The organism is Nocardia sp. NPDC004722 (assembly GCF_053601505.1).
In genome coordinates this window covers 1-11,129 of the sequence record NZ_JBSGBY010000263.1, presented here as the reverse complement: position 1 = coordinate 11,129, position 11,129 = coordinate 1, and the positions used below count along the sequence as shown (strand labels likewise).

The window sequence follows — 11,129 nt, the reverse complement described above, 5'->3', positions numbered from 1 at the left end:
CCGTCTTGGCTGCCGCCTCGGCGTCGACGCCCTCGCACTTCACACTCGCCGGATCCACCGCTGCTACCGACCGTTAGTAGGTGGAGACCTGCTTCCCCACGGTCTCCCCGCCGATCCGATCCGGCCCGCCCGCTCCGCACCCGGCGACTCCGGCCGTCACCGCCAGCGCCGCCGCCACCCGCAGACCCGACCCGGCGACACCCCGGCGCGCAACCTTCTTCACGTGTTCCCTCGCTGAGAAAAACAGACAAAACGCCCGCAGGCTACCTCGTCGCCCGGCCTGTCGCGGAGATGTCCAGGCGCACCGACCTATTCGATGACCGATCCGTGGACGATGGCGGTGCCGCTGTAGCGCCGGCTCGATTACGGAGACGCGGACAGCGCGCGGATGGCCGCGGTGATCGCGGCGGTGGGCGGTCCGGGGAGACGGGCCAGGAGGATGCGGCGGATTTCGGGGGGTGCGCCCTGCACGCGCAGGGTGATCATGCCCGGCGGGAAGACGGGGGAGAGACTTTCCGGGACCGTGGTGACGCCGAAACCCGCTGCGACCAATTGCAGTTTCGTCAGCCAGTCACGGGCGCTGTGGAGAACGTGTGGTCGGCCCGGTAGGCCGGGCCAGACGCCGAGCAGCGGTTCGGCGGTGGAAGAGGGGGTGGCGATCCAGGGGGCGTCGACCAACTCGTCGACGTGCACCGAGGTGCGGCCCGCGAAAGTGCCGGTGGCGGAGGCGGCTACGACGAGTTCGGTGTCCTGGACCGTGGTGAGGTGCAGGCGTGGGGATTCGCCGTCCGGTGGGCGGTGCGGCGGGCGTGAGGAGAGGACTGCGAGGTCGATCGAGCCGGTGCGCAAGGCGCGGGTGAGGCTGGGAGTGCTGCCCTCCCGGGTGGTGACCCGGATCTGCGGCGCGGTGGCGGCCAGGCGGGTCAGCGCGGAGGGCAGGATGACCGGTCCGGCGCTGAAGAACAATCCGAGGCGAACCAGTTCGGTGCGGGGCGGCGCGCCGGTCAGGTCGCGTTCCGCGGCGTCGACCGACTCCAGAATCGTTCGGGCGTAACGCAAGAGCATCAACCCCTGGCGCGTCAGCCGGACGCCGTCGGGGCGTCGTTCGAACAGGGTGGCCCCCGCGCCGCGCTCGAGGGCGAGCGCCTGACGCGAGATCGCCGACTGCGTATAGCCCAGCCGCGCGGCGGCCGCGGTGAAGCTGCCCGACTCGGCGATCTGGCACAGCACTCGCAGGTTCGCGCTCGACACGTCCATGCTGACTACGCATACCAGAGATGCCGGATCTTCGCTTCCCGCATGCCACCGGCGTGCCTAGCGTGGAAGACGAGACGACGGAAGGGCTTCCATGCGAGCAGCGACATTGACCGAGTTCGGCAAACCGCTCACGGTGCACGACGTGCCAGACCCCGAGATCGGCGGCGGTGAGGTGCTGGTCGAGGTGCTGGCCACCTGTGTACTCCCGTACGCGGCCGAGGTTTTCAGCGGCGAACGCCGCTACCCCCTCGAACCGCCGGTGGTGCCCGGCATCGGGGGCATCGGCCGCATCGCTCGCCTCGGTCCGGACGCGACCAAGCTGCGCGTCGGGGACCTGGTGTGGTGCGATCCCACGGTCCGAGCCCGCGACGACGCCCTGACCCCGGATATCACATTGCAGGGGTGGAGCTCTCGCGGCGAAGGAGGCGCCCGACTGGCCCGCCACCTGCACGACGGCTCCTTCGCCGAACTCATGCGCGTCCCTACCGAAAACGTCTTCCGAATGCCAGAGTCCGCCGACCCCGCACTGTGGGCGAGCCTGACCGTGTACGGCGTTCCCTACGGTGGTTTGCTCGCGGGCGGTCTCGAGGCCGGAGAGTCGGTCTTGATCAGCGGTGCGACCGGCAACTTCGGCAGCGCCGCGGTGTCCGTCGCCCTCGCCATGGGTGCCGGACGCGTGGTGACCCCCGGCCGCAATCGCGCCGTCCTCGACCTCCTCGCCGACACCTTCGGCGCGCGAGTGATCCCGGTCGAACTCACCGCAGACGAAGACGCCGACCGCACCGCCATGACCACGGCCGCCGACGCCCCGATCGACCTCGTCCTCGATCTCCTACCACCCCAAGCCCCCACGACAGCCGTCCGCGCCGCAGCCATGACCGTCCGCGAATACGGCCGAGTAATCCTGATGGGCGGCGTAGGCATGCTCGGCGGCCCAGACCTGGCCCTGCCCTACCCCTGGCTCATGCGCAACTCCATCACCCTCCGCGGCCAATGGATGTTCCCCCGCCCCGCCAACATCGGCCTACTCCGCCTAGCCGCCTCAGCCACCCTCGACCTCACCCCCGACCACATCACCCGCTTCCCCCTCGACCAGATCAACGACGCGATAGCCCACGCCGCAGCACACAGCCAACCCTTCGACCGCACCATCCTTACTCCGAGGGATTGAAATCCCTTCCCGCGCAACCGGTCTACCGAGCCGCTCGCAAAGTGAAGTCGAGGCCGGTGCTGGTGCGGAGGGTCAGCTCGGAAGAGGTGGCGGTGGCCTGGATATTGCGCAGGCGACCTTCGCCGATGAGCTGTTCGACGACCGCGCGCAGTCGAGGCGAGCGGTAGTCGAGAGCATTGGATTCAGCGGCGGTGATGGTGGCGATGCCGTGATACTTGCGGGGAACGTCCGATAGCCCGTCGGCCTGCCAGCCCAGGCGAGTGTCGCCCGCGAGCAGGGCGTTGAGGGTTGTGCACGCACCGTCGGAAGCGCACAGGCGCAGATCGAGACGGTCACCGGCGTAGTCGAAGTCGCGGGTGCTCAGGGTCCAGCCGTCGGGATCGCGGTAGGAGAAGTGCACGCCCGACGGCGGTACCAAGGTGAGCGCGGTGGTGTCGGCGGGCCGGTTGTCCAGCGTTTCGGCGGTCAGGGGTTGGTCGGTGGGGGTGAACTCCCAATCGGCGTTCGGGTCGATGGGCTTGTGCCAGAACCCGGTTCGCTCATCGTCGCGGCCCTCCACCCGCAGCTCGCGCTGGAAGGAGCGGCCGCCGGTCTGATGGATGCTGACGGTGGAGGTGATCTCGCCGGGGATCTTGGGCTGGTGGATCCAATCCGGCGGCGGGAGTTGGATATTGGCGTACTCGTTGAACGGCGGGCGCAGTTGGGGGAAGCGGGAGAATTCGTGCTCGAAGTTGTTGGGCGCGGAATCGTAGGCCGACTGGTCCTCGTAGGAGTACGAGAAGAACAGGGTGTCCGCCCCGGAGATGTCGAAATCCCAGAGGCGCGTGTACATGTCGCCGTATTCGTTGATGACGAAGGTGGTCGATCCGGCGGTGCTGAGATCGACGGCGCGGAAGCGGCCGTTGACCGGGCCCGGAAGCTCATAGCTGTAGTCGTCGGCGCGTTCGGGTTCATCGGGCCGGAGCGGATCGCTGCCCGGCAGCCACGGATCCAGGATGGCGATCCGATTGCCTTGCGGGGAAAGGACATACGCGGTGGTGACGCCCGCACCGCCGACCGGGACGTCATGGCCCGCGGCGTCGGTCCAGAACCCCTCCATCCGGAACGGGAGCACCTCGACATACCGCGGGTCCAGCCAGGACAGACTCCAGGCGCGGGATGCGGGACGGACCCGCTGCCCGGACGGGTCGAGCCAGATCGGCGCGCCGAATCGCTTGGTCCACCACCAGATCTCGGGCGTCTGGTCGGCGGATTCGAGCGTGTAGAGGTAGCCCTCGGGGCCGGTGGCGGCCAATCGCCCGCCGTCGACGGAGATGCTGGTGATCTGCCCGCGCAGACAGTTGGGCAGCGGCGGTATGCGCCAGCCGGATTCGCCGTCGACGGCCTTGATATAGAGGTTGTTGTCGAGCAGGGCGTACTGCCACACCTCGTTGAACCCGGTCTGGTCGGTGCGCAGATACACCCGTCGCGGAAGCCGGGCCGCCACGTCGGCGGGCGCGAACGGCATGGTGAACAGCCCGATCCCGACATTGGGGTAGTGCAGCGGCACCGGCCACGCCCCGGCGCGTCCGGGCAGCGACAGCGCGGCACAGCTGATCGGGGCGGGCAGGATCCCGATCGGCAGCCATTCGTCGGCGGTGGCGGGGGCGGCGACCATGATCGGCACGGCCAGGCAGCACGCGGCGAGCGCGCCGGACAAGCTCTTTCGCATCGAAGAAACCCTTCGTGTCAGGCGCGGGGCATCAGCAGGTTCACACCTTCGTCGGTGCGCAGACGTAATCCGGTGGTCGAGGCGAAGATGACGGCATTGCGGAATCGCCCGGTCCCGGTGAACTGCTCGACGATCGAGCGCAGCTGCGGGGAGCGGCCGTCGAGGGCATCCCATTCCTGTTGCGGGACAACCACGAAGCCGTGGTACTCACGCGGCGTCTCGGTCAAGCCTTCGGGCTGCCAGCCCAGCTGCGGTGTGCTCGCGAGGTAGGTGTCCAGGTCGGCGCATCCGCCCGCCGCCGCGCACACGCGCACGGGCATCCGGCCGGTGGCGTAGTCGAAATCCCGGATGCTCGCGGTCCATCCGGCCGGGTCGCGGTAGAAGTAGTGCACGCCGCTCGGCCCGACCATGGTCGACTCCGATATATCGGTGGCGCGATTGTCCAGCGGCTCGCCCATCAGGGGCTGGTCGGTCGGGGTGAACTCCCAGTCGGCGTTCGGGTCGATGGGCTTGTGCCAGAACCCGGTTCGCGCATCGTCACGGCCCTCCACTCGGAGTTCGCGTTGGAACGAATGACCGCCGGTCTGGTGGATGCTGACGGTGGAGGTGATCTCGCCGGGGATCTTGGGTTGCTGGATCCAGTCCGGCGGTGGGAGCTGAATATTGGCGTACTGGGCGAAGAACGGCCGCAGGAACGCGAACCGCGCGAACTCGCCCGTGAAATTGTTCGGCGCGGAGTCGCGCGCGGTCTGGTCCTGATAGGAGTAGCTGAAGAACACGGTGTCGGCCCCGGAGATGTCGAAATCCCACAGCCGCGTGTACATGTCGCCGTACTCGTTGATCACGAAGGTGGTCGAGCCGGCCGAGCTGAGGTTGATCGCACGGAAGCGGCCGTCGCGGGGACCGGCCATCTCGAAGCTGTAGTCGTCGGCCAGCGCGGGCAGTTCCGGGTGCAGTGGATCGCTGCCCGGCAGCCACGGATCCAGGATGGTGATCCGATTGCCCTCCGGGGACAGCACGAACACGGTGTCGACCCCGGCGCCACCGACCGGCTGCTCGTGCCCGGCGGTATCGGTCCAGAAACCGTCCTGCCGGAACGGCAGTAACTCCACATACCGCGGATCCAGCCACGACAGACTCCAGGCCCGCGCCCCGGGACGAATCCGCTGTCCGGAGGGATCCAGCCAGGTCGGCGCACCGAAACGTGCTGTCCACCACCACAACTCCGGCGTCTGGTCGGCCGACTCCAGCGTGTAGATCTTGCCCTCCGGGCCGGTCGCCACCAGGCGGGCACCATCGACCGAGATCCCGGTGATCTGCCCGCGTAGGCAGTTCGGCACCGGCGGAATCCGCCACCCGGACTCACCCTCGACGGCCTTGATGTACAGATTGTTGTCCAGCAGCGCGTACTGCCACACCTCGTTGAACCCGCCCTCGCCGGTGCGGAGTTCGATCCGTCGCGGCAGCCGCGCGGCTACGTCGGCGGGCGCGAACGGCATGGTGAACAACCCGATCCCGACATTCGGAAAATGCATGGGCACCGGCCACGCGCCCGCACGCCCCGGCAGCGCCAGCGCCGCGCAACTGATCGGAGCGGGCAGGATCCCGATCGGCAGCCACTCGTCCGCCCTCGCCGGACCCGAAGCCGAAACAACAGCCGCCGCAACAGCTACCGAGGCTGCCGCGGACCACCACCTGCGCATCGGCGATGTGATCCTTCCAGTACTGGTACAGGGCGATTCGCAGGGGAGAAATTACCGTGATCAGCCCCCTGGACCGGTAGACACGCTCGGGGCGGGGTTGACCTTGACGCTGCGTCAGGGTTGGAGGGTTGGCGCATGACGAACAACAGCATCTCCTTCACCCAGGTTGTCCCGCCCGTCGGCGGATTTCGAGAGATCGACGGCAGGCGGATCTTCGCGCACCGGGTGGGCAGCGGTGGCCCGGCCGTCGTGTTCCTGTCCGGGGCGAGTGCGGTCGGGCTGGATTATCTCGGTGTGCAGCAAGGGGTTTCGGAGTTCAGTACGGCCGTGGTGTATGACCGGTGCGGGACCGGGTTCAGTGATCATGTGGCGCTGCCGCGTACTGCGCGTGAGGTCGCCATGGAGCTGTGGGAGCTCTTGCGGGCGGAGGGTATTGCCGGGCCGTACGTGCTCGCCGCGCACTCGCTCGGCGGGTTGTATGCGCACCGGTTTGCGCAGCTGTTTCCGGCGGAGGTGGCGGGTCTGGTGTGGCTGGACGCGCTGCATCGCGAGTGGGATGCGTTCATGCCCGCGGCGGTCGGGCTGGCCGCGACCGAGCGGATGGCGGCGGATCCGGGGCAGGTCGAGCAGATGCGGCCGATTCTGCGGGAGTGGGCGGAGGAGTCGCTGGCCGACTATCCGGAGGAGCTGCGGGAGATGCTGTTCGACGCCAAGATGAGTGAGGAGTGGATCCGGTCCGGGATCGCCGAGCAGGGCACGCTGGTCGAGCTGGCGGATGAATTGCGTTCCGGCCCAGCGATTCCGGATGTTCCGGTGATCGCGCTGACCGTGCTGGGTGGTGACCCCGAGCGGACGCCGGCATTGCGGGCCGTTCACGAGGCCAAGACGAGAATGGATGCCGCCCTGGCGAACTCGGTCGCGCTGGGGGAGCAGCGCATTCTCACCGATACCTTCCACCACCGGCTCTGCGTCGATCGCCCGGACGCGGTGGTGGCGGCCGTCCGGGACGTCGTCGCCCGGGCGACCCGCCCCTAGACTCTGACCAAACCGACCAGTAGGGGCGACCGGTGCTCACGATCAGCCAGCTCGCGGCGGCCGCCGGTGTGACCGTGCGCGCCGTCCGCCACTACCACCACGTCGGCCTGCTGCCCGAACCCGACCGCGACGCCTCCGGCTACCGCCGCTACAGCGCGCAGGCGGTGGTGGACCTCATCCGCATCCGGACCCTCGCCGACGCGGGGGTGCCGCTGTCCCGCGTGGACGCGCTGCTGCACGCCCAACCGGCCGAATTCGCCTCCGCTATCACCGATATCGACCGCGACCTGCGGCACAAGATCGACGAACTCACCGAATACCGTCGCCGCATAGGCGAACTGGCGAGCGGCGAACGATTGATCCTGCCCGCCGAGATCGTCGCCCTCCTGGACCGCATGCGCGACCTCGGTATCAGCGAACAACGGGTGCTGCTCGAACGGGACTCCTGGATCCTGTTGCAGGCCACCGACCCCCGCGCCGTCCCGGACCGGATCCGGGAGAAGACCGCGAACCTCGACGATCCCGAGACGCTGCGCCTCTACCTGGCCTGCGACGAATCCTTCGACTGGGACCCCCACGACCTGAGGCTCGACCGCCTCATCGACGACCTCGACGCCTTCGAGATCGCCCACCGACCCGACGGCGGCCCCGGAACCCCACTGATCAGCACCCGCATCGCCGAGGCGTCACCCGCCTGGCAGCGCGTCGTCGAGGCCCTCGCCCACCGCGCCGAACGCCGCCGCAGCGCTGCGATCATCGGGCGTTCACCGGGCGGGAGGTCGTCGGGGACCTCGGGCGCGTAGCGCGCGTGGACGGCGTTCAGGCGACCCGCACCGCCGTGCCCGGCAGGGCTATGCGGACCTCGAGGTCGGGGGCGAGGCGGGCGACGGCGTCGGCGTAGTGGCGGGGGTCGTGGTCGCTCGCGGTGACCATCCGGTCGCCGAGGCGGCCGCTGTGGAAGGCGTAGTGGTGCGGGATGGCCAGTGTCGGGCGCAGGACCGCGGTGAGGGCGGCGGCTTGTTCGGCGTCCATGACGACCTGGCGCATGTTCATCTGCCGCACGCACAGGCCGTTGGTCGGCAGGATCGAGAGATCGAACTTGCCGAAATGTGAAGGGAGCGTGTCGAGTTCGGGCACGCGCAGGGAGTCGCCGCCGAAGAAGACGGTGCGCCCACCGGATTGGAGCACGAAGGTGACCTCGTGGACGCCGTGTTCCCCGGGTGTGGCGGTCACGGTGAGGTCGCCGACGGTCGTCGATTCCCAGGCCTCGATGGTGCGCAGATCGCGAAAACCCTTGCGGGCCGCGATCGCCGTGACGGTGGCGGGCCCGATCAGCGGAGTGCCGAGGTCGAAGCCGCCCGCGAGCAAGGCGTCGAGGTCGCAATGGTCGTAGTGCTCGTGGCTGATCACTACGGCGTCGACGCGGCCCAGGCCGGCGACGGTCGCCGCGACCGGTTCGCCGTGGTGGTAGGTCGCGGTCTCGGTGAACCACGGATCGGTCAGCACCCGCAGGCCGCCGATCTCGATCAACTGGCAGGCGTGCCCGATACGGGTCACGGTCAAAGAGGTGGTCATGATCGGGTGTCCTCTACTTCGGCAGGTCGAGGTCGAGGATCGCGCCGAGCAGTTCCTCGGGCGTCTCGAGCTGGGGCAGGTGGCCGGTGCGGGGCAGCAGCGTGAACGCCGATCCGGGGATGGCGGCGCCGTACGCCTTGCCGTAGTCGGGATCGACCATGCGGTCGCTGTCACCCCAGACCACGTGGACCGGCAGCTGGATGTCCGCTAGCCGCGCGGCCAGGGTCGGATCGCTCATGGTCGGGCCGGTGTAGGCGATCATCGCCAGCACATCCGGGCTCGGCCCGGCGTCGCCCTCGGGCCCGGTCGGGGCCTTGCTCGGGTCGTGCCAGGACATCGCGCGGATCTGTTCGATCGACTTGCCGCGCACATCGCCCATCGGGTGGCCCTCGACCTCGATGCCGACCCCGTCGACGATGATCGCGCCGCTGACCCGCGGGCTGTCCAGCAGGGCGATCTCGGCGGCCACCCAGCCGCCGAAGGAATTCCCGATCACGGTCACATCGCTGAGCTCGAGCTGGTCGAGCAGGGCGACATAGGCCCGGGCGAGCGCGATGACATCGCTCAGCCCGGCCGCCTTCGGGGTACCCGCGAACCCGGGATGGGTGGGCACCAGCACCCGCGCATGCGTGCGCTCGGCGAGCAGGTCCGCGAACGGGGTCATGGTCTGCGGTCCGCCGCCGCCGTGCAGCAGCAGGAAGGGGCGGGTGCGGTCCAGATCGGCGACGGTGATCTCGACGGAATCGGCTGAAAGGGAATGGGTTTCGATGCGAGTGGGGCGCAGGCTACCGGCCGGGACGGTGGTGCTCATGGGCTTGTCCTTCGAGCGAATCATCTATATAAGGAAGCTGATATCAACAACTTTATATCAGCTTCCTTAGGTAAGCAACCTTTGTTCGGAAGGCTACGATGATCGCCATGAGCTACCGTCCGGCCGAGGTGGGCCTGGCCGTCAAACGGCTGCAATACCGCCACCACCGCGCACTCAATCGAGCCCTGGCCCCGCTGGGTCTGTCCCTGGTTCAGTGGGACACCCTGCGCCACCTGCATGCCAATCCGGAGGCCTCGCTGCACGACCTGGCCGTCCTGACCTTCCAGACCGACCAATCCTTCGGCTCCCTGGCCACCCGCATGGCCGACCGCGGCCTCATCGAACGCGTCCCCGGCCCCGGCCGTGCGGTCCGCCACCAGCTCACCGCGCAGGGCGAACAGCTGCGCGCCGCCGGTCAGGCGATCATGGACACCATTGCCGGGCAGTCCTTCCAGGGCCTCTCTCAGGTTGAACTGGACACGCTCGGGGCACTGCTGGAAAAGGCCCTCGCCGTCGAAACCGCCTAGCGGCGAGGCGACCGCGGTCGCGAATCGAGAACGCGCGCAGGCGAAGATCGCCAGCCGATAGCTCGGATGTGAAACATGTTGGCTCACTGTCCGATTCGGGGGCAGTGGCGGAGGTGGGGGACCGGGCGTTCGCCTCGGTCGAGGGTTGTGCGCGAGGCGGGACTTGAACCCGCACGTCCGAGGACACCAGAACCTAAATCTGGCGCGTATGCCAATTTCGCCACTCGCGCTAACGGTACGACCGTCCAAACTTTACCGGGTCTAACGGGGAACGCGAAGCACCCGGGGGGTGTGGCGTACTGGTCAGTAACCCTAGCTGGGATTATAACGATTTGATAAACGGCAATGTGAGGGGGCCTCATATTTCCTTCACGGGTGTAACTGGGCTCACCAGGGGGTTCAAACATGAGGGAGGGTCATGTTTCGGGGCATTCTGGTACGGACGTACGGAAATACCTATCGGTAGGGATGGTGGCGGTAACCAAACATGAGGAGATCCTCATGATTTTGTGGAATCCTCGGCGTCTACCAGGGCCTGCGGGCCGAGGGGATACCTGCGCACCGTGAGCGCGGCCCAGTCCTGTGGAGGCGGGCCGCCAGGAGAAGGAAGTCGAACGTCTTGACGATCAACGAGAGCACCGGGACCGGATCGAAGGCCAGGGCGGCGGGGAAGTCACGGGAGAGTGGGGTCAGGTCGTCGCTGCTGGACCGGTTGCTGGGCGGCGCGCCGTACGCCCTCGCATTCGGTGGGCAGGGCGCGCAGTGGCTGCGTGAACTCGAGGAGATCGGGCGCGATTCCGCCCTCGAGCCCGAGCTGACCGCACTGGTGAACGAGGCCGCCAAGGCGCTGGAACCTGTTGCGTCCCAGCTGCTCGTGGTCCGTCCGGTCGGTTTCGACCCGATCGCCTGGATGCTGGAAGAAGAAATCGCCGACCCGGACCAGGGGGAGGTGTCGGGAGCGCCGTCAGCGCAGGTGTTGCGCTCCGCCGCCGTCTCCATGCCCGGTGTGTTCCTGACCCAGATCGCCGCGCTGCGCGCGCTGCGCCTGCAGGGCCTCGACATCGTCGCGCACGCCCCCACCGCAGTCATCGGCCACTCGCAGGGCCGCATCGCCGCCACCGCCGCCGAGGCGCACGGCCGTCGCGATGCCGAACTGCTGGCGGTGGCCCAGTTGATCGGCGCCGCAGCCGGTCTCGTCGTCGTCGCCCGCCGTCGCCTGCCCGTCGGTGAGAAGTCGCCCATGGCTCGAACATGCCGTCCAATTGGCCGCTGAGTTCGGCATTGTCGACGTGATTGCCGAGTTCGGTGTCGGTCAGGCCCGGCTCGATATTGGTGACCC

Annotated in this window: 10 protein-coding genes, 1 tRNA gene and 1 pseudogene; 5 read left to right on the top strand and 7 right to left on the bottom strand. The window is 68.3% G+C overall.

Annotation, left to right across the window (positions count from 1 at the left end):
• Positions 1–73: 73 nt before the first annotated feature.
• Together ACWELQ_RS24280 and ACWELQ_RS24275 are read right to left on the bottom strand one after the other, a co-directional pair.
• Positions 74–223 carry a hypothetical protein gene (locus ACWELQ_RS24280; RefSeq protein ID WP_452399345.1) on the bottom strand — a complete coding sequence of 50 codons (150 nt, stop codon included), beginning with the start codon at positions 221–223 and terminating at the stop codon, positions 74–76.
• A 140-nt stretch (positions 224–363) separates the two neighbouring features.
• Positions 364–1,257: a LysR family transcriptional regulator gene (locus tag ACWELQ_RS24275; protein WP_452399344.1), complete on the bottom strand. Its 894-nt coding sequence runs from the start codon at positions 1,255–1,257 to the stop codon at positions 364–366.
• 91 nt (positions 1,258–1,348) lie between these two features.
• On the opposite strand from ACWELQ_RS24275, the gene ACWELQ_RS24270 reads away from it, so the two are divergent.
• Positions 1,349–2,428, top strand: a complete 1,080-nt coding sequence (locus ACWELQ_RS24270) for an alcohol dehydrogenase catalytic domain-containing protein (RefSeq protein WP_452399343.1) — start codon at positions 1,349–1,351, stop codon at positions 2,426–2,428.
• A 22-nt stretch (positions 2,429–2,450) separates the two neighbouring features.
• Here the strand turns inward: ACWELQ_RS24270 and ACWELQ_RS24265 are convergent, their stop codons facing one another.
• Complete coding sequence (locus ACWELQ_RS24265) at positions 2,451–4,139, bottom strand: hypothetical protein (RefSeq protein WP_452399342.1); 1,689 nt, start codon at positions 4,137–4,139, stop codon at positions 2,451–2,453.
• A 17-nt stretch (positions 4,140–4,156) separates the two neighbouring features.
• Positions 4,157–5,842 (bottom strand): hypothetical protein, encoded by a 1,686-nt coding sequence (locus tag ACWELQ_RS24260; RefSeq protein ID WP_452399341.1) that lies wholly within the window; start codon positions 5,840–5,842, stop codon positions 4,157–4,159.
• A 135-nt stretch (positions 5,843–5,977) separates the two neighbouring features.
• On the opposite strand from ACWELQ_RS24260, the gene ACWELQ_RS24255 reads away from it, so the two are divergent.
• Positions 5,978–6,877 (top strand): alpha/beta fold hydrolase, encoded by a 900-nt coding sequence (locus ACWELQ_RS24255; RefSeq protein ID WP_452399340.1) that lies wholly within the window; start codon positions 5,978–5,980, stop codon positions 6,875–6,877.
• A 32-nt stretch (positions 6,878–6,909) separates the two neighbouring features.
• Positions 6,910–7,680 (top strand): MerR family transcriptional regulator, encoded by a 771-nt coding sequence (locus ACWELQ_RS24250; RefSeq protein ID WP_452399339.1) that lies wholly within the window; start codon positions 6,910–6,912, stop codon positions 7,678–7,680.
• A gap of 16 nt (positions 7,681–7,696) precedes the next feature.
• Here ACWELQ_RS24250 and ACWELQ_RS24245 read toward each other — a convergent pair whose 3' ends face one another.
• Both ACWELQ_RS24245 and ACWELQ_RS24240 read right to left on the bottom strand, forming a co-directional pair.
• Positions 7,697–8,452 carry an MBL fold metallo-hydrolase gene (locus ACWELQ_RS24245; RefSeq protein WP_452399338.1) on the bottom strand — a complete coding sequence of 252 codons (756 nt, stop codon included), beginning with the start codon at positions 8,450–8,452 and terminating at the stop codon, positions 7,697–7,699.
• Between the two features lie 13 nt (positions 8,453–8,465).
• Positions 8,466–9,263 (bottom strand): alpha/beta fold hydrolase, encoded by a 798-nt coding sequence (locus tag ACWELQ_RS24240; protein ID WP_452399337.1) that lies wholly within the window; start codon positions 9,261–9,263, stop codon positions 8,466–8,468.
• A gap of 107 nt (positions 9,264–9,370) precedes the next feature.
• On the opposite strand from ACWELQ_RS24240, the gene ACWELQ_RS24235 reads away from it, so the two are divergent.
• On the top strand, positions 9,371–9,790 hold the full coding sequence (locus ACWELQ_RS24235; RefSeq protein ID WP_452399336.1) for a MarR family winged helix-turn-helix transcriptional regulator: 420 nt from the start codon (positions 9,371–9,373) through the stop codon (positions 9,788–9,790).
• 148 nt (positions 9,791–9,938) lie between these two features.
• Here ACWELQ_RS24235 and ACWELQ_RS24230 read toward each other — a convergent pair.
• A tRNA-Leu gene (locus ACWELQ_RS24230) sits at positions 9,939–10,020 on the bottom strand.
• 389 nt (positions 10,021–10,409) lie between these two features.
• Here ACWELQ_RS24230 and ACWELQ_RS24225 point away from each other — a divergent pair.
• A pseudogene (locus tag ACWELQ_RS24225) lies at positions 10,410–11,033 on the top strand (hypothetical protein); the annotation flags it as partial.
• Positions 11,034–11,129: the final 96 nt, after the last annotated feature.

Bases quoted from the DNA above. Each gene is read 5' to 3' on its own strand.
- ACWELQ_RS24275 (WP_452399344.1), bottom strand. From the start codon at position 1,257: ATGGACGTGTCGAGCGCGAACCTGCGAGTGCTGTGCCAGATCGCCGAG.
- ACWELQ_RS24270 (WP_452399343.1), top strand. From the start codon at position 1,349: ATGCGAGCAGCGACATTGACCGAGTTCGGCAAACCGCTCACGGTGCAC.
- ACWELQ_RS24265 (WP_452399342.1), bottom strand. From the start codon at position 4,139: ATGCGAAAGAGCTTGTCCGGCGCGCTCGCCGCGTGCTGCCTGGCCGTG.
- ACWELQ_RS24260 (WP_452399341.1), bottom strand. From the start codon at position 5,842: ATGCGCAGGTGGTGGTCCGCGGCAGCCTCGGTAGCTGTTGCGGCGGCT.
- ACWELQ_RS24255 (WP_452399340.1), top strand. From the start codon at position 5,978: ATGACGAACAACAGCATCTCCTTCACCCAGGTTGTCCCGCCCGTCGGC.
- ACWELQ_RS24245 (WP_452399338.1), bottom strand. From the start codon at position 8,452: ATGACCACCTCTTTGACCGTGACCCGTATCGGGCACGCCTGCCAGTTG.
- ACWELQ_RS24240 (WP_452399337.1), bottom strand. From the start codon at position 9,263: ATGAGCACCACCGTCCCGGCCGGTAGCCTGCGCCCCACTCGCATCGAA.
- ACWELQ_RS24235 (WP_452399336.1), top strand. From the start codon at position 9,371: ATGAGCTACCGTCCGGCCGAGGTGGGCCTGGCCGTCAAACGGCTGCAA.